This is a genomic window from Rhizobium sp. NPDC090279, from assembly GCF_044769665.1.
GTDB lineage: Bacteria > Pseudomonadota > Alphaproteobacteria > Rhizobiales > Rhizobiaceae > Rhizobium.
This window is the reverse complement of the sequence record NZ_JBIVYI010000020.1, coordinates 1-24,665: the sequence shown is the minus strand read 5'-3', so window position 1 is coordinate 24,665 and position 24,665 is coordinate 1. Positions and strand designations below refer to the sequence as shown.

At 58.9% G+C, this 24,665-nt stretch carries 21 protein-coding genes; 11 read left to right on the top strand and 10 right to left on the bottom strand.

The window, feature by feature from the left end; translation table 11 throughout:
• Positions 1-51: 51 nt before the first annotated feature.
• From ACIQWP_RS30520 to ACIQWP_RS30510, 3 genes are read left to right on the top strand one after another with little or no spacing between them, the layout of a single operon-like run.
• Positions 52-924: a carbohydrate ABC transporter permease gene (locus tag ACIQWP_RS30520; RefSeq protein WP_402795915.1), complete on the top strand. Its 873-nt coding sequence runs from the start codon at positions 52-54 to the stop codon at positions 922-924.
• A gap of 2 nt (positions 925-926) precedes the next feature.
• Positions 927-1,757: a carbohydrate ABC transporter permease gene (locus ACIQWP_RS30515; protein WP_402795912.1), complete on the top strand. Its 831-nt coding sequence runs from the start codon at positions 927-929 to the stop codon at positions 1,755-1,757.
• 17 nt (positions 1,758-1,774) lie between these two features.
• Positions 1,775-2,776 (top strand): ABC transporter ATP-binding protein, encoded by a 1,002-nt coding sequence (locus ACIQWP_RS30510; protein WP_402795910.1) that lies wholly within the window; start codon positions 1,775-1,777, stop codon positions 2,774-2,776.
• 351 nt (positions 2,777-3,127) lie between these two features.
• Here the strand turns inward: ACIQWP_RS30510 and ACIQWP_RS30505 are convergent, their stop codons facing one another.
• The 8 genes from ACIQWP_RS30505 to ACIQWP_RS30470 form a co-directional block, all read right to left on the bottom strand.
• Positions 3,128-6,265: an efflux RND transporter permease subunit gene (locus ACIQWP_RS30505; RefSeq protein WP_402795908.1), complete on the bottom strand. Its 3,138-nt coding sequence runs from the start codon at positions 6,263-6,265 to the stop codon at positions 3,128-3,130.
• Positions 6,262-7,461 (bottom strand): efflux RND transporter periplasmic adaptor subunit, encoded by a 1,200-nt coding sequence (locus tag ACIQWP_RS30500; protein WP_402795905.1) that lies wholly within the window; start codon positions 7,459-7,461, stop codon positions 6,262-6,264. Before ACIQWP_RS30500 ends, ACIQWP_RS30505 begins: the two co-directional genes overlap by 4 nt.
• A 133-nt stretch (positions 7,462-7,594) precedes the next feature.
• Entirely contained in the window at positions 7,595-8,170 is a 576-nt protein-coding gene (locus tag ACIQWP_RS30495) for an isochorismatase family protein (protein ID WP_402795903.1), read from the bottom strand.
• An 11-nt stretch (positions 8,171-8,181) separates the two neighbouring features.
• Positions 8,182-9,687, bottom strand: a complete 1,506-nt coding sequence (locus ACIQWP_RS30490; protein ID WP_402795900.1) for an MFS transporter — start codon at positions 9,685-9,687, stop codon at positions 8,182-8,184.
• Positions 9,594-10,115, bottom strand: coding sequence for a hypothetical protein (locus ACIQWP_RS30485; protein WP_402795897.1), 522 nt, complete (start codon positions 10,113-10,115; stop codon positions 9,594-9,596). Before ACIQWP_RS30485 ends, ACIQWP_RS30490 begins: the two co-directional genes overlap by 94 nt.
• Before the next feature lie 698 nt (positions 10,116-10,813).
• Positions 10,814-12,520 (bottom strand): dihydroxy-acid dehydratase, encoded by a 1,707-nt coding sequence (gene ilvD, locus ACIQWP_RS30480; protein WP_402795894.1) that lies wholly within the window; start codon positions 12,518-12,520, stop codon positions 10,814-10,816.
• 156 nt (positions 12,521-12,676) lie between these two features.
• Complete coding sequence (locus ACIQWP_RS30475) at positions 12,677-13,081, bottom strand: 5-carboxymethyl-2-hydroxymuconate Delta-isomerase (protein WP_402795891.1); 405 nt, start codon at positions 13,079-13,081, stop codon at positions 12,677-12,679.
• 71 nt (positions 13,082-13,152) lie between these two features.
• Positions 13,153-14,787: a thiamine pyrophosphate-dependent enzyme gene (locus tag ACIQWP_RS30470; protein WP_402795888.1), complete on the bottom strand. Its 1,635-nt coding sequence runs from the start codon at positions 14,785-14,787 to the stop codon at positions 13,153-13,155.
• A gap of 152 nt (positions 14,788-14,939) precedes the next feature.
• Between ACIQWP_RS30470 and ACIQWP_RS30465 the strand changes: the two genes are divergently transcribed.
• The 7 genes from ACIQWP_RS30465 to fahA are packed head-to-tail and all read left to right on the top strand — an operon-like array spanning position 14,940 to position 21,098.
• Positions 14,940-15,644, top strand: a complete 705-nt coding sequence (locus ACIQWP_RS30465; protein ID WP_402795885.1) for a TetR/AcrR family transcriptional regulator — start codon at positions 14,940-14,942, stop codon at positions 15,642-15,644.
• A gap of 31 nt (positions 15,645-15,675) precedes the next feature.
• Entirely contained in the window at positions 15,676-16,638 is a 963-nt protein-coding gene (locus ACIQWP_RS30460; protein WP_402795882.1) for an ABC transporter substrate-binding protein, read from the top strand.
• Positions 16,639-16,649: 11 nt separating this feature from the next.
• Positions 16,650-17,462, top strand: a complete 813-nt coding sequence (locus ACIQWP_RS30455; RefSeq protein ID WP_402795879.1) for an ABC transporter ATP-binding protein — start codon at positions 16,650-16,652, stop codon at positions 17,460-17,462.
• Positions 17,459-18,205, top strand: coding sequence for an ABC transporter permease (locus ACIQWP_RS30450; protein ID WP_402795876.1), 747 nt, complete (start codon positions 17,459-17,461; stop codon positions 18,203-18,205). The genes ACIQWP_RS30455 and ACIQWP_RS30450 overlap by 4 nt, the downstream gene beginning before the upstream one ends.
• Positions 18,202-18,951 (top strand): ABC transporter permease, encoded by a 750-nt coding sequence (locus tag ACIQWP_RS30445; protein WP_402795873.1) that lies wholly within the window; start codon positions 18,202-18,204, stop codon positions 18,949-18,951. The genes ACIQWP_RS30450 and ACIQWP_RS30445 overlap by 4 nt, the downstream gene beginning before the upstream one ends.
• Before the next feature lie 7 nt (positions 18,952-18,958).
• Positions 18,959-19,762 (top strand): cyclase family protein, encoded by an 804-nt coding sequence (locus tag ACIQWP_RS30440; protein WP_402795871.1) that lies wholly within the window; start codon positions 18,959-18,961, stop codon positions 19,760-19,762.
• A gap of 34 nt (positions 19,763-19,796) precedes the next feature.
• Positions 19,797-21,098 carry a fumarylacetoacetase gene (fahA, locus tag ACIQWP_RS30435; RefSeq protein ID WP_402795868.1) on the top strand — a complete coding sequence of 434 codons (1,302 nt, stop codon included), beginning with the start codon at positions 19,797-19,799 and terminating at the stop codon, positions 21,096-21,098.
• A 122-nt stretch (positions 21,099-21,220) separates the two neighbouring features.
• Here the strand turns inward: fahA and ACIQWP_RS30430 are convergent, their stop codons facing one another.
• Both ACIQWP_RS30430 and ACIQWP_RS30425 read right to left on the bottom strand, forming a co-directional pair.
• On the bottom strand, positions 21,221-22,684 hold the full coding sequence (locus ACIQWP_RS30430; RefSeq protein ID WP_402795866.1) for an AMP-binding protein: 1,464 nt from the start codon (positions 22,682-22,684) through the stop codon (positions 21,221-21,223).
• A gap of 74 nt (positions 22,685-22,758) precedes the next feature.
• Positions 22,759-23,589, bottom strand: a complete 831-nt coding sequence (locus ACIQWP_RS30425; protein ID WP_402795864.1) for a p-hydroxycinnamoyl CoA hydratase/lyase — start codon at positions 23,587-23,589, stop codon at positions 22,759-22,761.
• Positions 23,590-23,766: 177 nt separating this feature from the next.
• On the opposite strand from ACIQWP_RS30425, the gene ACIQWP_RS30420 reads away from it, so the two are divergent.
• Positions 23,767-24,285, top strand: a complete 519-nt coding sequence (locus tag ACIQWP_RS30420) for a MarR family winged helix-turn-helix transcriptional regulator (protein ID WP_402795862.1) — start codon at positions 23,767-23,769, stop codon at positions 24,283-24,285.
• The last annotated feature ends 380 nt before the right edge of the window (positions 24,286-24,665 follow it).

The following is a 24,665-nucleotide window of genomic DNA, read 5'->3' as shown; positions in this document are numbered from 1 at the left end:
CCGATGGGAGGAACTGAGATCTGCGACATTCAGTCATGAGGGCGATCGAAAATGGCAACGACCCATACACGCACCGCCGCGCGCCTGATGATGGCGCCTTCGGTCTTGCTCTTGTTTGCTTGGATGATCGTCCCACTTTGTATGACGATCTACTTCTCATTCATCGACTACAATTTGCTGATCCCCAGTGACAACCGCTTCATAGGCTGGTTGAACTATGAGTACTTTGTCACCGACCCGGCATTCCTCGACGCGGTGTTGAATACAATCTTTCTGGTCGTCAGCGTTATCGTGATCACGGTCGCTGGAGGGATCGCATTGGCGCTCCTCCTTGATCGACCGATGTATGGGCAAGGGCTGGTGCGCGTGCTGATGATCGCGCCGTTTTTCATCATGCCGACGGTCGCCGCGCTCGTCTGGAAAAACATGTTCATGAATCCGGAGAACGGCCTGTTTGCCTACCTAGCGAAGGCATTCGGATTTGCACCAATCGACTGGCTGGCGCAACTGCCTCTCTTTTCGATCATATTGGTCGTGGCCTGGCAGTGGCTCCCCTTTGCTACCCTCATTCTGCTGACCGCACTGCAGTCGCTGTCTCAGGAGCAGAAGGAGGCTGCAGAAATGGATGGAGCCGGCTATCTCTCACAACTGATCTACATCGTCCTGCCGCATATGGCGCGCGCAATTACGATTGTTATCCTGATAGAGACCATCTTCCTTCTGTCCATCTTCGCGGAGATCCTCGTAACCACCAATGGCGGGCCGGGAACGAGCAGTACAAATCTGACCTACCTGATCTATGGGCGCGCGCTGCTGCAGTTCGATGTTGGCGGCGCTTCGGCCGGTGGCATCATTGCCGTGATACTCGCCAATATCGTCGCCGTGTTCCTAGTGCGGATCACCGGCAAGAATCTGGAGGCTTGACGATGGCGAGACGGGTCTCAACTCGACAGAAAATCATCGTATCGGTCGTTGCATGGCTGATAGCGCTGGTGATGTTTTTCCCGATTCTTTGGACATTTCTCACAAGCTTCAAGACCGAAGGCGAGGCCGTCGCATCGCCTCCGCATTTCCTGATGTTCCACTGGACATTGGAAAACTATTTCGAAGTCCAGTCTCGGTCGGATTACTTCCTGCATTTTGGCAATTCCGTACTCATCTCTGTGGGATCAACCTTGATCGGACTGCTGATCGCGGTTCCGGCTGCCTGGGCCATGGCGTTTTCGCCGACAAGGCGAACCAAAGATATTCTGATGTGGATGCTGTCCACGAAGATGATGCCCCCCGTTGGAGCGCTCGTTCCGATCTACCTGCTGTTTCGCAACACCGGAATGCTCGACAACCGCATCGGGCTTGTTGTCGTGCTGATGCTGATCAACCTGCCGATCATCGTCTGGATGCTTTTTACCTATTTCAAGGAAATCTCGGGAGAAATTCTGGAGGCGGCACGCATGGACGGCGCCTCGCTATCGAAAGAAATCATTTACGTACTGGCGCCGATGGCCGTACCGGGCATTGCCTCGACCTTGCTTCTCAATGTCATTCTCTCCTGGAATGAGGCGTTCTGGACCCTCAATCTCACGGCGTCCCAGGCGGCGCCCCTCACCGCATTCATCGCCTCGTATTCCAGCCCGGAGGGTCTGTTCTACGCCAAGCTGTCGGCGGCATCAACGATGGCGATCGCCCCCATCCTCATTCTCGGCTGGTTCAGCCAGAAGCAACTCGTGCGCGGCCTCACCTTCGGCGCGGTTAAATGACAAGAAGGACGTCATAGATGGGCAGCATTTCCCTGCAGAAAGTCTCCAAGGCATTTGGCGAAGTCAACGTCATTCCCGCCATTGATCTTGATATTCAGGACGGCGAGTTCGTCGTCTTCGTCGGGCCATCGGGATGTGGTAAGTCCACGCTTCTGCGCCTCATCGCCGGACTGGAAGACGTCACATCCGGAACGATCCTGATCGACGGCAAGGACGGTACGAACCTGAAGCCGTCCGAACGTGGGCTCGCCATGGTGTTTCAGTCCTATGCGCTTTATCCGCATATGACTGTCCGCAACAACATCGCCTTTCCGTTGAAGATGGCAGGCGTCGACAGGGCCGAAATCGCCCGCAAGATCGGCGATGTCGCTCAAATTCTCAATCTGACAGACTATCTTGATCGCAAGCCGCGCCAGCTTTCCGGCGGTCAGCGCCAGCGCGTGGCCATCGGCCGCGCCATTGTGCGTCAGCCCAGTGCCTTCCTCTTCGATGAACCGTTGTCGAACCTCGATGCGGCGCTGCGCGTCAATATGCGGCTTGAAATCAGCGAGCTGCATTACAAGCTGAAGACAACGATGATCTACGTCACCCACGATCAGGTCGAGGCCATGACCATGGCCGACAAGATCGTCGTCCTCAATCGGGGCAACATCGAACAGGTCGGCTCGCCTTTGGAGCTCTACCACAAGCCCCGCAATCTGTTCGTCGCCGGTTTCATCGGCTCGCCGAGGATGAACTTCATTGCTGGGCGGTATGCCGCCCGCTTTACAGCGCATACGATCGGCGTGAGGCCAGAGCATATGCTGGTCTCGATCGATGCTGGCGACTGGAGGGGTCAAGTCACCGTTGCGGAACACCTCGGTGCCGATACAATGCTTCACGTCAACGTTGAGGGGATCGGCCAGATTGTCGCGCGCTGTGATGGCAACATGCCGGTGAAGGCCGAGGACTTCGTCTATCTCACGCCGCAAAAGGATCGAATTCACAAATTCGATCAAATGGGCGATGCCGTGGACTGAGATCTCGATCGCCGGTACTCGGTGGTACACGCAGCGTCCTTCAATTCCTCCAAACTGCCATTCCGCTCTCGTCGTCTCTGACGAAACGACTATCGCTGCCCGGACGACGACGGATACTCCTGTTCGACAATTTCGGCCATCGCTTTTTTGTGCATCGGAAGAAATCAGACACCACCGAACCCGATTGTCGTCTGTCAATCCGATCCTCTCCAGCGAACTTGACCGCGTCCGTGGGCTTTCGGCAAGAAATGGGACACGCCTTGACGCGAGGCGTGTCCCCGGCGATCGCTTGCGGCTGGTAGACGATCGCCATCTGCCTCTCGCGGTGGGGAGCGAGAGGAAGCTGAGTTGTTATTGCAGATTCTCGCGCCTTTCCGTTGGAGATCGGCCGAGTGCGAAACGCCCTTCCCGCAAGCGCTGGAAGACAACATACAGCATTGGAATTATGAAAATGCCGATCAAGCTCGCGCCGATCATTCCCGCGAATACGGACGTTCCCACACCTCGCCGGCTGATCTGTGCCGCGCCATGCGCGACAACCAGCGGGGCCAGTCCAAGGATGAAGGCAATGGAGGTCATCATGACAGCGCGGAAACGCATCCGCGCGCCCAGCACAGCCGCGTCCTCGACCCCCATACCGGCCTCGCGCTGCTCCTTGGCAAACTCGATGATCAGAATCGCATTCTTCGCCGCCAGTGCGATCAAGACTACTAGCCCAATCTGGGCGTAGAGATCGAGTGTCAGTCCCGCTAGAAGAATGCCCCAAAAAGCCGATAGCACAGCGACAGCCACCGACAACAGAACTGGAACCGGGATGATCCAGCTTTCATAGAGGGCGACGAGGAAAAGGAAGGCGAAGAGAAGCGCCATCGCAAGAATTACACCGGTCTGACCGGACGCCTGGCGCTCCTGATAGGCCGACCCGGTCCATTCGTAAGAATAAGAGGCCGGCAGTGTTGTCGAAGATACCTCTTCCATGGCCTTCAGGGCAGTGCCGGACGATGCGCCTCCGCCTGGGCTACCATTTAGGGAAACCGAACGATAATTGTTGTAGCGGGAGATTACCTGGGGGCCGAGCACCGTGCTGACCTCAGCTATGGCACGAAGCGGCACCATTTCTCCGTCCTTGTTGCGGATCTGAATTTGCCATAGTGCCTCGACATCACGACGATCGTTTGCTTCGCCCTCGATGTTGACCTGCCATGTGCGACCGAACTTGTTGAAGTTGTTGGTGTAAAGGCCGCCCAGCGTCGCTTGCAGTGCCGTAAAGATGTCGTTCATATCGAGGCCGAGCGCCTGTGCCTTTTTGCGGTCGATATTCAGATAGAGGGATGGATTTTCTGTCGTGTAAGTCGAAAAGACGCGCGCCATCCGTGTGTCGCCGTTCGCGGCTGCGATCAAGCCATGCAGTGTGCGGCCCATCGCAACAGGGTCCTGTCCTTCAAGAGCTTCAAGCTCATACTCAAAGCCGCCGCTTGTAGACAGACCAATAATGGCTGGCAGATTGAAGGGGAGCACATTGGCCTGACGGATCTGGGTGCCTTCTGCAAAGACCTTGCGGATCAGTGATTGCACTGAGTCCTCTACGCGAGGACGATCCTCAAAGGGCTTTAGTTTGACGACCATGAAGGCAGAGTTGGATTCGCCCGCAGAATCGAGAAGTGAATAGCCAAGCACGGTAAACACGTCCTTGACCTGTGGCATACCGCCGACGAGCTTCTCGACCTCCCTGACAGCTTCACTAGTCCGTTGAAGCGACGCACCGTCGGGGAGTTGAACCGAAATGAAGAACGCGCCTTGATCCTCCTCAGGAAGGAAACTGGTCGGCGTGATCTTGGCGAGGCCGAAAATGCCGATGCCACATCCGATAACCAAGACAATTGAAAGGATCGAGACACGAACAAGCCGCTGGACTATCGCGGAATACCGGTTCTGGACCCGTTCAATCCCGCCCAGTACATGGGCCATGACGCCGCGTCTATGTCCGCCGCGGCGTAAGAAGACCGCGCATAGGGCGGGAGACAAAGTGAGCGCGTTGATCGCGGAGATCAGCATGGCGGCACTAATTGTGACCGCAAACTGCCGAAACAACTGTCCAGAAAGGCCCGGGACAAAAGCGATGGGAACGAAGACAGACAAGAGCACGAGCGTAATCGCAATGATCGGCGCGGTGATCTGCCTCATTGCCTTTTTCGTCGCTTCCGCCGGTCCCAGATCCGGCTCTTCTTCCATGACCCGTTCGACATTCTCGACGACGACAATGGCGTCATCGACCACAATGCCGATAGCAAGGACCATCGCCAGCATCGAGACCGTATTTGCGGAGTATCCGAGCGCCAGCAGAATGACAAACGAACATATCAGGCTGACCGGAACGGCAATCGCTGGAATGATGGTTGCGCGGAGGTTGCCCAAGAATAGGAACACGACAATCACCACCAGCACAAATGCCTCAAGCAGCGTGGAAATCACTTCGCTGATGGTGTCCTGGACGAAGGTCGTGGAGTCGTGAACCACGTGAGATGTCATGCCCTCAGGGAAGCGCTTGCTCAGACGTGCGATAGTCTCGTTGACTTGTGCGGCCGTTTTCACCGCATTCGCATCGGGCGCAAGGTAAATTGCCGCTGCAACCGTCGGGTTGCCATTGAGGCGGCTGTCGATGTCTTCGTTCTGTGCGCCGATCTCAACCCGAGCAACGTCGCGCACATGCAGCAGCGAGCCATCGGGATTGGCACGCAGAACAATATCGCCGAATTGCTCGGGAGTCGTCAGCTGTCCTTGGGTCTGAACGTTCATCTGAATTTGTTGATCGTTCGCGACAGGTGGCGCGCCGATCCGACCCGTCGGCGCCTGTACGTTCTGTGCCTGAATGGCCTTGACCACATCGGAAGGCGTCAGGTTGAGGCTGATCAGCCGCTGAACGTCGAACCAGACGCGCATCGAATATTTCAGGCGTGCAAAGAGCTTGGCTTCACCGACTCCGGGGATGCGGGAGATTTCGTCAAGAACGTTGAGGGTGACATAGTTCGCTATAAAAAGCGTATCATGCTTTTTGCTCGAGAATGCGATAAATTGAAGAATGGCATTCGAGCGCTTCTTGACCGTGATGCCCTGGCGCTGGATTTCCTGGGGAAGCTGCGGCAGCGCCGTCTGGACACGGTTGTTGACGTTGACCGTATCAATGTCGGGATTTGTACCAAGCGCGAAGCTGATGGTCAGATTATACGTCCCGTCATTGGCGCTGGTGGATTTCATGTAGAGCATTTTGTCGGCGCCGATAATCTGCGCTTCAAGTGGCTGGGCGACACTACTTTCCACCACATCCGCGGATGCACCGGGATAGGTGGCGGTGACCTGCACCTGCGGCGGGACGATATCGGGGAATTGCGCAACCGGCATGCGCAGTAACGCCAGTGCGCCGGCGATCGTCATCACGAGCGCGATCACAATCGCCAGGCGCGGGCGATCGACGAAAACCGAGGAGATCATGATTTCTTCACGCTGGTTGGAGTGGTGTCCGTTACGAGCGGTGCCGGCGACACCGGTTGACCTGCTCGGACGCGCTGAACGCCTTCGGCAATGACGTGTTCGCCCTCCTTGAGACCGGAGGAAATGACGGCAAGCGTCGGGAACGGCGCCTGCTCGAGCTTGACGTCCCGGCGCTGCGCTTTGTTGTTTTCATCGACGACGAAAACGTAATCGCCGCCCTGGTCAGCCAGGACTGCCGTGCGCGGTACCGTGAGCTTCTCCACAGGTTCGGACCCTTGCAGCAAGACCGTTACCAGTTCCGAATCGAGCAGTTCCCGCCAAGGAGCCTCGCCCGTGTGGCTGGCCAGATCGGCCGGATTTGGAATGACGGCGCGTAGAGTGAGCGTGTCAGTACTGGAACTCACGCTGTTGTTCTGAAAGTCCAGTCTCCCGGTCTGGTCGTAGATTTCGCCGTTCGGCAGTCGAATAAGCACACGCAACGCATCAAAACCACCAGCCCGTGCGACCTTCTCCTGAATTTCCAGGGCGCTTCGAACTGGCACTGAGAAAGTCACATACATGGGGTCCTGGCTGACGACGGTCGTCAGCGATCCGGATGCGGGGCTGACGACATTCCCTTCGGTGACCGCTGTCAGGCCGATCTTGCCGTCAATGGGAGAATAGATTTCGGTATAGGCTAGGTCGATTTGGGACTGACGCAATTGCGCCATCGCAGACAGTAGTTGCGCTTGCTGGGACTCCTGTGCGGCCTTTGCGTCATCGTAAGCAGCCTCAGTTCCCGCCGATTTGAGAAGTTGCTGGGCTCGATCGAGAGCAAGATTCGCGTTCTTGAGTTGGGCCTGCACCTGATCGACCGCGGCCTGCTTGGCTTGGACATCCGCCTTGAAGGAATCTTGTTCCAGGAGATAAAGTAGGTCGCCTTTCTTGACTTCAGCGCCTTCCTTGAACCGACGCTCGGTCAGGAAGGCAGTCACACGCGGCTGGATTGCCACGCGCTGCATTGCCTGCACGCGCCCAAGATACTCCGTGCTCTCCGTGATCGGCCGCATCTCCACCGGCGCGATACCGACAGCTGGCGGCGGTGCCTGCTGTGCAACGACTGAGGCGCCAGAAAGCACCAGGAAACTGACGGTGAGACAACCGAAGTAGCGCAAATGAGCCTCCGAGAGAAAATACGACGCAATAGCAAGATGCATTGCGGCACTTCCCGACGCCTATTTTTTGCGCCGTGGGGTTCGAAGTGCCGCAATGGGGTGCCTTTATCGCCGGCACGAGGAGCGCTGATCCAGAGACGGAAGGCCACAATCTGTTTTCAGCCTGCAGACCTTATTAGCTCACATTGCCCCGAGCGGCGCCCTGCTCCAGCAGCGCAAGCACCTCTGCAGTAGTGGTCGTTTCGCCAAGTCGAGGGAAGATCCGCTCTACGCTGTTGTGATGGGCAGCTAGATCCAGATCGGTCATGGCATCGACGACAAGCGCGACGTGATAGCCATGGTCATGCGCATTGCGAGCGGTCGATTCTACGCCTATGCTCGTGGAGATGCCACTGAGGACGACCTGGGTCACACCGCGGCGCCTCAGATGATGATCAAGGGATGTACCGTGGAATGCGCCCCATTGCAGCTTTGTCACCTTGTGATCGTCAGGATGCTCTTCCAGCTCCGGTGCCAGATCGGCCCAATCTGCCGGAAGCTCGAAACTGTGGTTACGCTCGATGCGGCCTGGGGCCACACCGCCAACATTCACCAACACAACGGGTAGGCCATGGCTGCGGAAGGCGCGCGCCAGCCGTGCGTTACGAGCGGCGATCTCGTCAGCGGGATGAACTGTTGGCAGACCTAGAGTACCCTTTTGAATATCGATGACCAGCAGCGCTGGGGTTTCGTCAAGTTTTGTAAGAGGCATTGTTGTTCCTTTCAGTGTGAAGGTGCCGGCTTGGCCGGACCCGAGATGGTTCGATCAAAGATCGTCCAAACGAAAAGCACGGCGCTGAGCACGGCCATGACAATTGCAAGGCTGTGCAGTCCGTGGTCGGTGGCATGCTGGCCGTAGACGAAGGCAAGAAGACTGGTTGCGGCAATGGCGCCGATATACTGCGCTGTTCTTTGCAGACCAGCCGCTGTTCCGATCTCCTCTGCTGGCGCCTGCATGTAGACGGCCGCCTGTGTCGCAGTCGAAAACATGCCCTGCGGAGCGGCGAAAAAGACGACGGCGATCGCGATGAGCCAGGCGGGCGTCGAGCTGCTCAGAAGCAACAAGGAAACGCATCCGAGAAGCGCGGAACCGAAACTGATGAGGAAGGGAGCTCGTATGCCTTTGGTGCGAGTGCCGATCAATGAGGTGACGGCAGCAACGATAGACATTGGAACTGTAATTAGCCCAGCCTCCTTCTCGGTGAAGCCGGCTCCGCTCTCCAGCCATTGCGCAAAGCCGTAAAGGACACAATAGACCATCATTAACATTAGACCGGCACGAAGGTAGGTTATTGCCAGCGCCCGGTTTCTCGCGAGCATCCGCACATCGATGAAGGGCTTTTTACGTCTCTTCGAGTGCATTACGAGGCCAACACAGAAGACGATCGACACCGGCAGGGCGAGCCAGACGGGATGTTCAAGGTTCATCATGAAGATCATGAGGCTCAACAGAAAACCTATGAACAGACCGATGCCTAGCAGATCCACCTCGTCGAGTAGACGGCCGAGATTCTCTATTGGGCGTTCGTCCTTCGGAGTCCAAAGGATGACCAGTATCATCGTCCCGAGCGCCAGTGGGACATTGACGGTGAAGATGGAGTGCCACCCGAAGGCGGATGTCAGGACGCCACCAACAAACGGGCCGAGCGCAGACATCGAGAGGCTGCTCATAGAGAGCACGCCCATGGCGGTCCGTGGTGGCTCGCAACCAAGTTTGTCCGCGCGGATGCGGAAGATGCGCATAGCCGACGGATAGGCGCCGGACGTTCCAACGCCGAGCAATACGCGAACCGCCACCAATCCGCTCAATGATGTCGCAAGGTCGCCCAGCACGCCGGCAAGCGCGATCAAGATCAGCGAAACGATATAAACCCGCCTAGGGCCGAACAGGTCGGCTAGCCGGCCCATTGTCGGTTGGGCGATCGCGCTCGCGAGATAGAGGCCGGCGATCAACCAGCCCGTCTCAGCTACGGACGCATTGAAGTCCGCGGCGATCGGCACCAGCGCCGTCGAAATCATCGTTGAGTTCACCGGATTGAGCGTTGAACCAAGCGCAAGCGGCGCCACGAAACGGAATCCGAAATGTGACTGCCCTTTCTCGATGCGTGGGGGTGTCTGCAGTGTCAATTCTTCACTCATGAGTTCTCCAGGTGCCGGATCAGATCGACCGCCGAAATCAGCGTCTCCTGTTCGGCCGATGTCAGCTTGGCGAGAGCGGCCCTCAACCATTCGTGCTTGGCAAGCCCGATCAGAGTTGTGGCTGAAATGAGGGTTTCCAGCTCGGCGGTCGTGAGCTCGGCACAAGCGTCCATAATCGATCCGTGCTTGGCGAGCCGGACTTCAAAGCGTGTCCTGCATCCTTCGGCGGTCAGCACGAAGGAATCCTGTCGCCTATACGCGGAGAAGGATCGGCGTCTGACCAATCCCTTTTCCTCCAATTCGACGAGCACGCTTTCCAGCGGCTGGAGCTTCGCATCTTCCGCCCTTGTAAGAGCGGCAAGCGTCATAGCCTCGCCTCGTCTCAACCGGCTCAAGATCGCCACCTGCGACCAGGTAAGCTCGCGAGTGCCGGTGATGGACCGCAGATTGCGCAACATCCGGCTCATCACTGGCAACAAATCCGCAATGGCTGCTTCGATGTCTTTTGCTCCAATCATGGTAGCAAGCCTATAACTCAGAAGGAAGACTTGCAAGTTATATTTAACAGTTTATCTTCTAATTTTAGCAAGCTTCGCCAAGGCACCTACTGTCGGATATCGCGTCGAGCGGAGCGTCGCTGGCGCTGACTGGCAGACAGCCAGCTTCGCCCGACCGGTTCCGGCACGCAGAGAGGGCGGCAGCAATTGTTCGAACGCCCAATTTGCCGGCGACGACAACAGGCTGCAGATGTTCGTCGCCGGCCTCCAAGTTCCCCGATCGATGAGCGGGCCCAAGGTCAAGGATGACCGACGACCTCTATCGGTTTGTGACGGCGACCCCATAGCGGCTCGTCAAGCCAATCCATCGCGCGGCCATCCGCGTTCTGCTTTTGACAAGGGGAGAAGTTGCTGAAACGGCGAGCCTCGATCGTCTATGGCAAGTGGGCTTTGGTTGAAACGAGGAAGCGTGGATATGTAGATGTAGCGTATCGCCGGGCGGCGTTTGCGACCCGAATCATTCCCCGCTCAACCGGCAGAGGCTGCCATAGGCCTTGCCAACCTTCAGCGAATGCTCGCCTGCAGGTAGGTCCCAAATCCGTCCGCTATAGGGCTACGCCGACGGCAACAATGCCCAACGTCGTCAAAAGTCTAATTATGTCTGCGTGTTGATCCGTCCACGGACGCCGCGTACAGTAACTTCCTACCCGAGCCAAGACTCACAAGTCGGGCTCCCACATCACACCGCCGCTGTGCGTCACCGCACCCTGATGCGCGGACCCGACGGTCGCGGCATATTTCTCAAGAAGGCCCCCAAGTCGTCTCAGCGCCTGTGGCGCGACTGCGGCACGCCGGGCAGCAAGCTCGGCATCGTCCAGATCAATGGCAAGCGACCGTCGATCCGGACGCGCATCGATTTCGATAATATCTCCGTCGCGAACAAGACCGATAGGCCCCCCGGACGCCGCCTCCGGACTGACATATCCTATGCAGAAGCCGCGTGTCGCACCGGAAAATCGTCCGTCGGTGATAAGCGCAACGTTCTCACCATGACCTTGACCGTAGATAAGGGCCGTGATGCCCAGCATCTCGCGCATGCCTGGACCGCCACGCGGCCCTTCGTGGCGGATGACGATGACGTCGCCGGGCCTGTAGGCCAATGCCCGAACTGCCTCGAGGCATTCTTCCTCGGAGTTGAATACGCGGGCAGGTCCGCGGTGTTGCAGGCGCTTCAGTCCGGCCACCTTCACGAGTGCCCCGTCGGGTGCGAGGTTGCCCTTCAACACCGCCACGCCGCCGCTGGTCGCCAGCGGCGTTGCCGTGCTTTTGACGATCTCGCCATCCGGGCTGCCGAATTCCGCCAGTTCAGCCGCCAGCGAGCGGCCGGTTATCGTCAGGCAATCGCCATGAAGGAAGCCGCCATCGAGCAAGGATTTGAGGATGATCGGCGCTCCGCCGATATAGAAGACGTCTCGCGCCAGGAAGCGGCCTCCCGGCTTCAGATCCGCGATGAGCGGCGTGCGGTCGAAAACCGCCGCGACATCGTCGAGATCGAAGCGGATTCCCGCCTCGTGAGCAATGGCTGGAATGTGAAGCGGCGCATTCGTCGAGCCGCCCGTCGCCGCGACGATCGCACAGGCGTTCTCCAGGGACTTTCGGGTGACGATATCACGCGGCAACGGTCCATCGCCCATGACTGCAGCCATCAACACCCGTCCAGCCCGGCGCGCAAGCGGCGCGCGGGCGGCGAAAACGGCCGGAACCATCGATGAGCCTAGCAAGGCAAGGCCGATCGTTTCCGAAACCATGCCCATGGTGTTGGCGGTATATTGCCCTGCGCAGGCCCCTGCTGTTGGCAGGCAAGATCGGCTGATCGCCTCCAGATCCTCGATGGAAGCGTCGCCGGCAAGGACCTTTCCGATGGTTTCATAGGTGTCGACGATGTTGACGTCGCGGCCATGAAGCTGCCCCGGAAGAGCGGAGCCTCCGTACAAGAAGATGGACGGCGTGTTGCAGCGAACCATGCCCATCATCAGGCCGGGCATATTCTTGTCGCAGCCGCCAATGCCGAAAATTCCATCCCATTGATGGCCTCGAACGGTCGCTTCGACACTGTCCGCAATCAATTCCCGCGATATGAGGGAGAAGCGCATGCCCGAGTGAGCCATCGACAGCCCATCCGAGACCGAAACGACCGGACATTCGTGAGGCGTCCCGCCATGCGCATAGATACCGGCCCTGGCGTGCTGCGCTTGATCTCGCAGAGTGGTGTTGCAAGGGCTCATTTCGCCGCCGGTGTGAATGATCGCCACATGCGGCCGTTCGACATCATCATCATCCTGACCAAGGGCGTAAAGAAAGCTCCGGCTTGTGGTGCGCACCACGCCTTCACGAATGACTGCCGAGCGGAAGCGTTTGCTGGTCATCGACATCCCTCCAAGGAAAGCTGCACATAGAGCGGGCAAGCTCGTATGCGATAAACCTGGCTACACGAGAGAGACCCCGCAGCCCGTTGACAATTTCCGGTCAGCCTGTCGTCAACTTTGGTATGTTGCGTCATTCGAAACTCTTTCTGCTCGGGGTCAGGGCGCCGGGCTTGTCGGCTCGGCCGACTGCTGGGCGTGGAAGCGGTTCTCGCGGCTCATGCCGACATCATCGAGCTCGGTGACCTCGACCGAAAGAGCGAGGCCGTGCCGGTCAAAGGTGTCGCCGACGAGACGCGACAGCGCTGACAGGACGGAATCCGACGTCGCTTTCCGGGTCGCCGGATCGCGTCCTGGCGCGATGCGTATGGTGACCGCGATGAAGCCGTTCTCGGGATTGCCGTCGGCGACGAGAAAGTGATCGTATTTCACGGCGCGTGTTCGGATGGCAGCGATCTGGAAGACGGGATTTTCGGCTATGGCCCGATGGACGGTCTCTACCATCCTGACTGGGGAGACCTCAGATTCCAGATTGGCGCTGTATTCTATCACGACATGCGGCATGGAACCTCCGGGAGACTGAATCTTGTGAAGGTCGCGGCGGCGTTTCTTCCGCGAGCGATCTTAACCAGCGGCTAGGAGTCGACCGCCGGTGGCGGGGGATGAATGAATGGCCACGGACTTGCCTCCGAGCCCTTCACGATCGGGACCTCGATAAGAGCGGGCGCACCAAGGGCAAGTGCCGCGTCAAGGGTCCGCTTCAGCGCCTCGGGCGTGGTGGCCCGGTAGCCTCGCAATCCGAAGCTTTCTGCCATCTGAACGAAGTTGGGGTTCGTCAGATCGGCGCCGATCTCGTGGCCGTGATAGGTCTGCCGTTGATCTCGAAGCACATTGCCATACGCCGAATTGTTGAAAACGATCGCAACGACGTTGATCTTGTGATGGACGGCGGTGGCCATCTCCTGCGCGCCAAACAAGAAGCCGCCGTCGCCGGAGATCGACACCACCGCCTTGTCGGGATGCGCGACCTTCACGCCGAGCGCGGTATTGTAACCGAAGCCGAGATTGTCCTGGTAGCCGCAGGTCACATACTGGCGCGGCTCATAGACCGGAAAGGCGAAACGCGCCGTAAAACCCATCTGGCTGATCTCTTCGACAAAATACCCGTCGCGCGGCAATGCCGCCCGTATGGCGTCGAGATAGCCGATTTGCGGCTGCACGGCGGAGAAGGCCAAGCGCGATTTTGCCTTCAGGGTCGAGAACTCATCTCGCCGGGAAGATCGCTGCAGACGCGGAAGCATGTCGAGAAGACGGCGGGTACCTATCTTTGCGTCGGCGACGATCCCGACGTCGGGTTTGAGGCGGACCATTTCGGTCGGATCGATATCGATACGCACGACTCTGACGCCGCGCGGGAACCAGCGCCAACGCAGGTACTGCAGCTCCAAGCGACTGCCGATCCCGATCAGGAGATCACAATTGCCCCAGTGCTCGCGCGCTGCCACGAAATCGAGAGCGTAGGGATCGTCGTCGGGGAGGATGCCTTTGCCAGATCTGTGAGCTGTGACAGGGACTTGAAGTCGGGCAGCGAGCTCCGCAATCTCAGCGCCCGCATCAACCGCGCCGCCGCCGACCATAATCAGGGGATTTTTCGCGGCGGCAATCAAGCTTGCCGCCGCCTCGATCGCCTCGAAGTCTGGCTCTGGTGGGGCGGCCGCGACACCCGGCGGCAACTCGCCTGCGGTCCCCAGCTGTCCGAGCACGTCCCAGGGCGCTTCTACCGCAACAGGTCCTTGCCGTCCTGACAACATAGATTGAAACAGATGCGCCATTACAGACATGGTTTCGCCCGGATGGTTGATGCGAGCTGCAGCCTTTGTCAGGCCCCTGAGTGTCGCCAACTGGTCAGGCAGCTCATGCAACTGCCCCCTGCCGCGACCTATGAGATGGGACATGATATTGGCGGTGACGCAAAACACCGGCGTATTGGCGCCATAGGCAGCGGAAAGCGCGGCCCCGGAATTGAGCACGCCAGGGCCTGGCACGACAGTATAGACGCCTGGCCTGCCGGACGACTTGGCGTAGCCATAGGCCATGTAGCCGGCGGCTTGCTCGTGGCGCGGGTGAATGAACCGAAGCTTGGACCGTTGCTCATAAAGGGCGTCGATAAAATCATAGGTGTGGGCACCGGGAATGCCGAACACCGTATCCACACCATGATCGATCAAGGATTGCGCAATCAATTGGCCGGTTGTCGCCCGCGTGCCCATGTCCTCTCCGCCTCCCAAACGCTTCACAGTCAGACCGCATTCACTCTTTGCCGATGGCGGCAACTTGACAGATGATCGAACGTATGTCAAAAAAAACTTGATCGTTCGTACAGTTTTGGCGATCGGCCCTGAAATTCCAAGATGAGACTGCTATGAAAAACGCGAGCATCGAAGCTGACACGGAACAAACTGCGGCTCTCATTCGCCGGGTCCCAGCAGGCAAATCGACCCGGCGCAAGCCGCAGCTCGATCGTCGCACCAACATCCTGCTTGCCGCGGAGAAGCTCTTCGCAATGAATGGGTATCACGCCGTCTCGATCCGCGACATCGCAGCCGAGGCACAAGTCCCCCTCGCCCTGATCGGCTATCACTATGGCTCGAAGAGCGAGCTCTATGCCGCGATCTTCGAATCCTGGCAGGGATCGATCGATCAGCGCCTGAAATTGCTGCGCGCGGCCGTCGCCGATCCCAGCGCACCCGATGCGGTCGAACGGATTGTCGAGGCCTTCGTCAACCCGGTCCTCTTGATGCATGCCAGCCCCGAGGGTCAGTATTTCGCTCTGATGGCTGCACGCGATCTCTCTTCGCCGGCGCCGGATCGAGACAGTCTGCAAGCACAGCATTTCGACCCGATGGCGCATGCCTTCATCGACGCATTGGCTGCCACCGATCCTGCCGCAAGTCGTGGTCAAATCGCTTGGTGCTACCAGTTTGCCGTAGGCGCGATGTTTCACTTTCTTCTTTCGGGGCCCCGCGCCGAGCTCTTGTCGAAAGGCGAGATCCCTGTCGGAGATCCGGCGGCGGAGAGACTGCTCCTGCGCTTTATCGTGGCCGGCTTTCGGAGTGTCCTTAGCTAGACAAATATGACTGATTTGGGAGGAGAAAGAAATGACAAGTGATGCTACCCGTCCTGCCGTCAGCCGCAGGCGATTTCTCGGCTATGTCGGAATCATAGCGGGCGCGACGATAATGCCCGCCTTTCGCGCACAGGCCATGACACCGATTAAGATCGGTTATACCGCCGGCCCTGAATTCGGCGCCGCCTACATTGCAAAGGAGAAGGGCTTCTTTGCAAAGCATGGCCTTGATGTCTCCCTTCAGACGATCGCGCTGACGTCCAATGTGCCGGCGACGCTTGTGTCGGAATCACTGCAGATCGGCGGAACGACGCCGCCGGTATTTCTGACGGCCGTCGAAAACGGCCTCGACCTTGTCGGCATTGCGGCGACGGCCGGACATCGCGGCGCCGACGAGTCCATCGGCGTCGTCGTTGGCGCAAAGTCGGGAATCAACGATGCCAAGGGCCTTGCCGGCAAGAAGTTCGCGGTCCCGGGTTTGACGGGTGCGCTTCATATCATGGTGGTTGCCTGGCTCGACGCGCACGGGGTCGACGCATCCAGCGTGGATTTCGTGGAGGTCCCCTTCCCTCAATTGCCAGCGGTTCTTGCCAAGGGCGACGTCGACGCCATCGTCACGATACGCGCATTTGTGAAGTCGATGGTGGCAGACGGCACTGGCATCGCCATTTCGGGTTTCGCTGAAAGCTTCCCCGACGGCATCGCAGCGGACGTCTATGCCTGCAATCGGAGCTGGGCGGACGCCAACCCGGACGCGATCAATTCATTTAGGGCCGCCCTTGCGGATGCGGTCGCATTTGCCAAGAGCAACCAGGCCGCAGCGCGCGATGCGATCGGGGTCTATTTCAAGGCTCCGAAAGAGATTCTCGACTCCATGCCGTTTCCCGACCTTCAGTCGACCCTCACGCCGGCGCAGCTTAAATTCTGGGCCGATGCACTCGTGCGGCAAGGCTATCTCAAGAACACCCCGGATTTGGGCAGGCTGATCGCCTGAGGGTCGTGCACATGTCAATCGCACTCAACATTGCCACCAATAGCGACCACGCGCCCGTGCTGGCGAGCTTCGCTGACGTTGGCCTCAACTTTGGTTCACGACGAATTCTGAACCGCCTGAGCTTCGAAATCGGCCAACGCGAACTTGTCTGTGTGATCGGTCCGTCGGGCTGCGGCAAGACGACATTGCTGCGACTTCTCACAGGCTTGATCCTTCCCTCCGAAGGGCAAGTTCTACGCAAAGGCGCGCCGGTCGACGGGGCGTCCCGTGACGTCGCGCTTGTCTTTCAGGACTACGGCAAGGCTTTGCTGCCCTGGCGGACAGTCGCGGGGAACGTTGGTCTTGCGTTCGAAGCACAAGGCATCCCTCGCAAGCAAAGCCGTTCGCGTATCGATGCTCTTTTACAGAGAGTCGGACTTGCCGAACACGCAGAGAAATTCCCCGGACAATTGTCCGGCGGCATGCAGCAGCGCGTCCAGATCGCCAGAGCATTTGCCCAGGAACCAGCATTGCTGTTGATGGACGAGCCCTTTGGCGCACTCGACGCAATGACGCGCCAGGGCTTGCAGGACGAGATGCTGCGGCTCGTCGCCGAGACCGGCACGAGCGTCCTCTTCATAACGCATGACCTTGAAGAAGCGATATACCTCGGCGATCGCATTACCGCGCTGCGCGCATCTCCAGGCCCCGATCAGCCGAGCATAGCGCATATGTTTGACGTCAAGCTGCCGCGGCCGCGCAGCCAGCTCGCAACGCGGGAAGATCCGCATTTTCTGGAGCTTCGGCGCGCGGCGTTCGAATTTATCGAGGGGGCCGGATCATGAGCAAATGGTGGCGCGGCTGGGCAGTGCCTCTTGCGCTACTCGCCGCTGCTGAGATGGCAATGCATGGCGTTCAAAGCTATGCGCTTGCATCTCCCAGCGAGGCACTGAAGGCATTCGTGACGCTCGCGTCGGATGGCCAACTCTGGCGACCGACCGCGGAGACACTTGGAGCCGCACTTTCCGGGGTCATTCTCGGCGGTGGATTGGGGCTGGTACTTGGTCTCTGGTTTGGCCTGGTCCGCAGCGCGGCCTTTGCAGGCTCGCTCAGCGTCGAGCTATTGCGACCGATCCCCTCTGTCGCGCTGATCCCCGTTGTTCTTCTGATCTTTGGCTTCGGCTGGCGCATGGAGGTCTCGGTGGTCGCCTTTAGCTGCGTATGGCCGATGCTGATTTACGGGCAGGCCGCAGTCTCGCAGGTCGAGCCACGGCTTATCGAAGTCGGTCAGGTTCTAGGCCTTTCGCCGATCCGGCGTGTGCTGAAACTGGTCATTCCCGCCGTGGTGCCACGGCTCTTCGTCGCCTTTCGACTGAGCGTCGGCGTCGCGCTTATCGTCGCTGTCACGGTTGAAGTCGCCGCCAATCCGCAAGGTCTCGGCTACGGAATGATCCTGGCCCAGCAGACGTTTCGTCCCGCCGACATGTTCGCATTGCTCGGCTGGACGGGCCTGCTCGGCTGGGGCTTGAGCACCGGTTTGCACAGTTTGGAAAAACGGCTCTTCGCCCATTATGGAGCTATCCGATGAAACAGAGTTTCCTGGCGCTGGTGGTTGTCGCGATCTGGCTCGGCCTTTGGCAACTCTCCGCCGAAATGCGATGGGTTTCGCCCGTCTTCCTTCCGTCCCCGATCGCGTCCGCGCAATCGCTGGTCGCCGGGCTCTCGCACGGAACCCTGACAGGGTGGACGCTCAGCACCATCGGGCGAATGTTCAACGGCTGGGTCCTCGCCTGCGCAATCGGCATGGTTCTTGGTGCCGTCATCGGGATATCCCCGGCCCTCCGGGGCTGGCTCAATCCCACGCTGGAAGTGCTGAGACCGCTTCCAGCCTCGGCGATGATGCCGGTCTTCATCGGGTTGCTCGGCTTCACGCCGCATATGATCCTGGCAGTCATCGCGTTTGGAGCACTCTGGCCGGTGCTGCTCTCGACGATGCATGGCTTTGCCAATATCGAGCCGCGCCTGGTCGAAGTCGGCCGTCTGCTGGGACTGTCGCGCGCCGCCTTCATTTTCAAGATCGGCCTCCCGAGCGCGCTACCCGATGCGCTGGCCGGCATGCGTCTCGCCTTGACCGTTTCGCTGATCCTCGCCGTTGTCGGCGAGATGCTGACGGCACAGCCTGGCTTGGGGCGGGCCATTCTCTTTGCCGCACGCTCGTTCAAATCGGCCGATCTTTTCGCCGGGGTGATGGTGCTCGGCCTGATCGGATTTTCTTGCAACGCGCTGCTGGCCGCCATCGAACGTCGTGCGCTCGCCTGGCAGCAAACCCGCTGAGGACCCCATGTCTCGTCGTTTGGTCGATATCTCCGTTCCGCTCGAAAATGATGTGCCGTCCGACCCACCGGGACGTGGGCCGAAGATCGAATACATCGATCACCAAGCGGGCTTTCCGGGTCTGGCCGCGTCCTTTCCCGGAATTCAGCGGGCAGACTTGCCCGACGGCGAAGCTTGGGCCGTCGAGGAAGTTCAATTGAACACGCACAATGGAACCCATCTCGATGCGCCATATCATTTTGCCTCGACCATGAACGGTGGAGCGCGCGCGATCACCATCGACGAGGTCGATCTCGATTGGTGTTTCCAACCGGGCGTCAAACTCGACTTTCGCAACCTCCCGGACGGCTATGTGGTCCAGCCGGAGGATATCGAGGCCGAACTCGAACGCATCGGCCACAAATTGAAGCCGCTGGAGATTGTCATCGTCAATACCCGCGCTGGCGAAGCATTCGGGACACCCGGCTACATCCATGCGGGCTGTGGCATGGGCCGCGCAGCCACGAGGTACCTCCTTGATCGCGGGGTGCGGCTTACCGGTACCGATGGATGGAGCTGGGACGCTCCCTTCATTCATACGGCCCGCCGCTACGCAGAGACGGGTGATCCCTCCCTCATCTGGGAAGGCCACAAGGTCGGCCGCGAGATCGGATACTGCCACATAGAGAAGCTGCACAATCTGGACCTGTTGCCTGGGACCGGCTTCTTCGTCAGTTGCTTCCCCGTCAAGATCCGCAGCGCATCGGCTGCATGGACGCGCGCCGTCGCGATTTTCGACGACAGCCTCCTGGCCGCCAGCCGCAAGGCTTAAACCCCACCCTCTCCAAGTGACTGTGAGCATGGCTATGTTGAACGAAACTCATGATCCTCTGCTTAGAAGCTGGGTCGAATCCGCAAATGCCCCGGATGGGGACTTTCCGATCCAGAACCTGCCCCACGGAATCTTTCGCAGACGCGGCAGCAGAGAGGCCTATCGAGGCGGGATCGCGATCGGAGACCATATTCTCGACATGGCGGCCGCGAGCACGACGGGGCTCTTCGCGGGCGCGGCTCAGCATGCAGCCGAACTTGCCGGCGCGCAAAAGCTGAATGAGCTGATGGCTGCGGGCCCTGGAGCGTGGTCGGCGTTGCGCCTGGCTCTGTCCCGCATGTTGCGGCGGGGCTCGCCGCAGGCTGATAAAATGCGCCGGTTCCTCGTACCTCAGGCTGATGCGGAACACGCCGTGCCGGCTGAGATTGGCGACTTCACTGATTTCTTCACCTCCTGGGACCATATGATCAATGGGGGGAAGGTTTTTGCTCCCGGCAATCCGCCGCTGCCCAATTTCAAATCCCTGCCGCTGGGCTATCATAGCCGCTCTTCGTCCGTCGTGATCAGTGGCACGCCGCTTCGCAGACCCTCGGGCCAAACACGGATTCCCGGTCAAAATGAGATCGTATTCGGTCCATCCCGCTGGCTTGATCACGAGCTGGAACTTGGCATTTTCGTTGGTCCCGGCAACGATCTTGGCCAGCCCATTCCGATCGACGAGGCCGAGGATCACCTGTTCGGGCTGTGCCTGCTTAACGATTGGTCGGCTCGCGACATCCAGGCATGGGAATCAATGCCGCTTGGACCATTCCTCGCCAAGAGCTTTCTGACCACCCTGTCGCCGTGGATTGTCACCATGGAGGCTTTGGCGCCGTTCCGCGCACCCCTGTCGCGATTACCTGATGACCCCGAGCCGTTCTCCTATCTGCGCGGTATCCGGTTCCCCGTCAGCGGTCTCGATATCGCGCTTGAGGCAATGATCGAAACGAAGAAGAGCGTTGGAAGGCCGGTGCGGATCAGCCACTGCAACTATGGCACCGCCTATTGGGCGCCGGCGCATCTGGTCACACATCACACCTCCAATGGCTGCAATCTTCGGCCAGGAGATCTTCTGGGCACCGGAACGCAATCCGGTGAAGGCAGCGACGAATGGGGCTCCATGCTTGAGATCAGCCAGGGCGCAAAAAGGCCGCTCATGCTTGCCGATGGGGAAACACGCACCTTTCTGGAGGACGGCGATACGATCATCTTCAAGGGGCGCTGCATCCGCGAGGGGTTCGTCGGCATCGGCTTTGGCGAATGCAGCGGGACGATTCTTCCGGCCGCCGGCGCATAGGCAGGATGAGCGGGAGCGCTCCAATGGCAGTGGCTCCGACCAGCGCTTCCAATGCGGTGACACATTCACCAGTCCATTTTGTTAGTCGGCTCCGTCGCGTTGCATCTCGATTCTCACACGGATCAACGCGTAGGCGGCGGCCACTCACCGGAACGAAGGATGTGTTTCATGACCTTGCCCGAACTGGTTCGCGGCAGTTCCTTCACAAAGCAGAATTCCTTGGGAACCTTGTAGCGGGCAATCGACGACCGGCAGTGATCGACGAGGGCGCTTTCGTCGAGCGTTTGCCCCGAAAACGCGACAATGTAGGCCCTTCCGACCTCTCCCCATCGTTCGTCCGGAATGCCGATGACCGATGCCTCGCGCACCTGCGGATGCGCAACCAGTACGGCCTCCACCTCGACCGGATAGACATTTTCGCCACCCGAGATGAACATGTCCTTGCGGCGGTCGACGATCGAAATGAAGCCATCCTCGTCCCGCTTTCCGATGTCACCGGTGCGAATCCACCCATCTGCGGCAAAGGTACGCTCCCGCTCCTCGGGACGGTTCCAATAGCCGTGGGTGACATTGGGTCCGAATACGAGGATCTCACCCGGCACTCCAGCCGCAACGTCCTCGTCGGCTTCATCGACCAGGCGGATTGCGGTGAGCGGTCCAGGGAGACCGACCGCTCCTGCTTTCCGGTACAGGATCTCCCTGTTGAGAGGCATGCCGAGCGTCGTGCCCGTTTCCGTCATGCCGTAGCCATCGACCATGAGGACGTTCCGATCGAGCCACCAGCGAATACGGGCCGGTGGGTTCGGAGCGCCGCCTGTGAACAGGGCCTTGAGACGTGTCCACTGCGAGGGGTCGAAGTTTGCGGCATGCCGCAATGCCTCTGCCATCTGCGGGACGCAGAAATAATGCGTTACCGCCATCGAGGCATCGCCAAGGCGCGCATTTGTCAACTCGGGATCGAAGCCAGGCGAAACAATGATCGTGCCTCCCCTCAGCAATGGTGGCCAGATTTGAGTGACGATCCCAATCACATGAAACATGGGGCTGTCGCAGAGAAATACGCAATCGGTGTCCACCTCACCCAGAATGCTGAAATTTATGGCCGTAGCCAGCAGAAATCGGGGGCCAAGCATCGCGCCCTTCGGCGTGCCAGACGTACCGGACGTATAGAGGATGATACAGGTCTCGCGATCGGTGATCCCTGTCGAACGCATTGAGCTGGGTTCGACATCGGCGAGAGCGTCGACGAAGGTTGCCATGCTGATTTTCCGGCAGCCGGAAGGAAGTACCGGCGCCAAAGTCTCGCTGACGAGCAGAATAGGGGTACAATCCTGCAGCAACAGCGCAATCTCCGCTAGTGCCAGCCGATAGTTCATCGGAACGAAAATCGCACCCAATCTCATCGCCGCCTGCTGCAAGACGATCTGGTACACGCTGTTTTGCGCAAGGACGGCGACCCTTGCGCCCCGATCGACACCCTCCGCCTCCAGAAAGGCGACGGCTCGCTGGATATCGATGTCAAATTCCCGGTAGGTCCAGCGTCGTCCCGTAGCCAAGTCGACCGCGGCGATGGATGTTGGCCGCATGCGCGCATGCAGCCAAATTGGATCAGCCGATATCAAATCCAGCATTTTGAAACCTCCCCCTCCTCCACAAGTCCTCAGCTGGCGCCTCTTTCCTTGTCATATGCCCCAAGGCCCGGCTTGTAGGATTTCTCGTCGATGAACTGGCGAATGCCTTCCTTGCGGCCTTGGCTATCGAACGAGTTTGCCGCTTCCTGCGCCCGCACGAGATAGTCTTCCGCTTCGTCGTAGGTCATCGTGGCCACGCGACGTACGGCATCCTTGGTGGCCTTCAGCGCCACCGGATTCTTGGCAAGCAAGATCCTTGCGACGTCGGTGACACGTTCCTTTAGCTTCGCAAGCGGAACGCTTTCATTGACCAGCCCCCATTCCGCCGCTGTCTTGCCGTCGACGGGCTCTCCAAGCATCGCGTGGTACATGGCCTTGCGAAACGGCAACAACTCGACGGCAACCTTGGTCGCGCCACCGCCTGGGAGGATACCCCAGTTGATTTCGGAAAGACCGAACTTCGCCTCGTCGGCGGCGAAAGCGAGGTCGCAGGCAAATAGAGGTCCGTATCCGCCGCCGAAGCACCAACCGTTGACCATCGCGATCGTTGGCTTTTGATACCAGCGCAGCCGGCGCCACCAGCCATAGCTCTCTCGTTGCGATTTGCGGATTCCCTTCATCCCATCGGCTTCGGTTTCGCGGAAATACTCCTTGAGGTCCATGCCGGCGGTCCAGGCGGCACCTTCACCGCCTAAAACCAGAACGCCAACGTCGTCTCGAAACTCAAGTTCGTCCAGCGCGGCCATCATTGCTCGATTGAGCCTTGGACTCATGGCGTTGCGCTTTTCAGGGCGGTTGAACCGCAACCAGGCAATTCCTTCCGACACTTCGTAGGCGACGGTATCGATATCGTTGGCCATCTCGATCTCCTGCGTTACCAATTTGAACTTTGAATTTTCGCTGTGCGCGGCGGGCTCGGCAGAAGAGCCGGCGAACCGCCCCTCTCGACCTCGCTTGCGTCGCGCTGCCAAATATTGGCCGACCTCTCCTCATATCGCTATACTACATAGCAATTGACTGCTATTTCACATAGCAATATGAAGAAATCAAGTGAAATCATCATGGGGTCGCGAATGCCGATGAAACGTGAGCGCAACGCTCCGAAAGATCCGATGCAAGCGCATTCGCTTGAACATCTTGCCGGATACCATCTGCGGCGGGCATCGGTCGTCGATCTGCAAGGCGCCACCGCAGCGCTGGAGGGAGCAGGGCTGCGCCCTGTATCCTTGAGTGTCTTGTGCAATATCGTCGAAAAGCCCGGCGTCACCGCGGCCGACATCTGCCGCGTCCTTGGGATGCAACGCGCTAATATTGTGTCTGTCCTCGCCGATCTTGAGGAAAAGTCCCTTCTCCTGCGAGAAACGGATGAGAGCGACCAGCGGATTCAAAGGCTGTATCCAACCAATCTTGGTGGTGAAATGACAGCGCGATGTCTCGCCCTCCTTGCCGAACACGAGGACCGATTGTTGGGCCGGCTTGATGCTGGCGAGCGATCCGAGCTGCGTCGTCTGCTCTCGCTCGTTTGGCAACGCCCATCGCCCCGAAATTCCAGGTAATCGTCGTTCATTTTCTAAAATGTGCCCTCAATGGCGAAGGCGATGTCACGGAGGCGCCCGCTCGGGGACATGTCGTTGAGAGCGGCATTCCGGCAAAAGTGCTGCTCGCCGAGATTACGCGCTGTTCATGGCACCCGCTACAATTTTGGTTCAAAATAGACCTGATCGATCTCATTCGAACTAGAGCTCTGAGACAAAAGTTGAGCTGAGCTTGCTCTTGATGGGATTAGAACCCGCCCGGCTCCGATATCAATATTCCGGAAAATTCAAAGATACCGTCAATCCGGCGATGTCACGTTGTTCGCTTAATCCCCGATAAGGCGTTTGCCGATGAATTTATGCAGTTGCGCCGGTCACGACTTTCCAATGCGCCATTGCGC

What these genes read in the sequence shown, in the direction of transcription:
- ACIQWP_RS30470 (WP_402795888.1), bottom strand. Translation starts at nt 14,787, where the DNA reads ATGGGCACGCGGGCGACAACCGGCCAATTGATTGCGCAATCCTTGATC.
- ACIQWP_RS30510 (WP_402795910.1), top strand. Translation starts at nt 1,775, where the DNA reads ATGGGCAGCATTTCCCTGCAGAAAGTCTCCAAGGCATTTGGCGAAGTC.
- ACIQWP_RS30440 (WP_402795871.1), top strand. Translation starts at nt 18,959, where the DNA reads ATGTCTCGTCGTTTGGTCGATATCTCCGTTCCGCTCGAAAATGATGTG.
- ACIQWP_RS30450 (WP_402795876.1), top strand. Translation starts at nt 17,459, where the DNA reads ATGAGCAAATGGTGGCGCGGCTGGGCAGTGCCTCTTGCGCTACTCGCC.
- ACIQWP_RS30455 (WP_402795879.1), top strand. Translation starts at nt 16,650, where the DNA reads ATGTCAATCGCACTCAACATTGCCACCAATAGCGACCACGCGCCCGTG.
- ACIQWP_RS30445 (WP_402795873.1), top strand. Translation starts at nt 18,202, where the DNA reads ATGAAACAGAGTTTCCTGGCGCTGGTGGTTGTCGCGATCTGGCTCGGC.
- ACIQWP_RS30505 (WP_402795908.1), bottom strand. Translation starts at nt 6,265, where the DNA reads ATGATCTCCTCGGTTTTCGTCGATCGCCCGCGCCTGGCGATTGTGATC.
- ACIQWP_RS30425 (WP_402795864.1), bottom strand. Translation starts at nt 23,589, where the DNA reads ATGGCCAACGATATCGATACCGTCGCCTACGAAGTGTCGGAAGGAATT.
- ACIQWP_RS30520 (WP_402795915.1), top strand. Translation starts at nt 52, where the DNA reads ATGGCAACGACCCATACACGCACCGCCGCGCGCCTGATGATGGCGCCT.
- ACIQWP_RS30420 (WP_402795862.1), top strand. Translation starts at nt 23,767, where the DNA reads ATGAAGAAATCAAGTGAAATCATCATGGGGTCGCGAATGCCGATGAAA.
- ACIQWP_RS30430 (WP_402795866.1), bottom strand. Translation starts at nt 22,684, where the DNA reads ATGCGGCCAACATCCATCGCCGCGGTCGACTTGGCTACGGGACGACGC.
- ACIQWP_RS30465 (WP_402795885.1), top strand. Translation starts at nt 14,940, where the DNA reads ATGAAAAACGCGAGCATCGAAGCTGACACGGAACAAACTGCGGCTCTC.
- ACIQWP_RS30500 (WP_402795905.1), bottom strand. Translation starts at nt 7,461, where the DNA reads ATGCATCTTGCTATTGCGTCGTATTTTCTCTCGGAGGCTCATTTGCGC.
- ACIQWP_RS30460 (WP_402795882.1), top strand. Translation starts at nt 15,676, where the DNA reads ATGACAAGTGATGCTACCCGTCCTGCCGTCAGCCGCAGGCGATTTCTC.
- fahA (WP_402795868.1), top strand. Translation starts at nt 19,797, where the DNA reads ATGTTGAACGAAACTCATGATCCTCTGCTTAGAAGCTGGGTCGAATCC.
- ACIQWP_RS30495 (WP_402795903.1), bottom strand. Translation starts at nt 8,170, where the DNA reads ATGCCTCTTACAAAACTTGACGAAACCCCAGCGCTGCTGGTCATCGAT.
- ACIQWP_RS30485 (WP_402795897.1), bottom strand. Translation starts at nt 10,115, where the DNA reads ATGATTGGAGCAAAAGACATCGAAGCAGCCATTGCGGATTTGTTGCCA.
- ACIQWP_RS30475 (WP_402795891.1), bottom strand. Translation starts at nt 13,081, where the DNA reads ATGCCGCATGTCGTGATAGAATACAGCGCCAATCTGGAATCTGAGGTC.
- ACIQWP_RS30490 (WP_402795900.1), bottom strand. Translation starts at nt 9,687, where the DNA reads ATGGTTGAGGGCCGCTCTCGCCAAGCTGACATCGGCCGAACAGGAGAC.
- ACIQWP_RS30515 (WP_402795912.1), top strand. Translation starts at nt 927, where the DNA reads ATGGCGAGACGGGTCTCAACTCGACAGAAAATCATCGTATCGGTCGTT.
- ilvD (WP_402795894.1), bottom strand. Translation starts at nt 12,520, where the DNA reads ATGACCAGCAAACGCTTCCGCTCGGCAGTCATTCGTGAAGGCGTGGTG.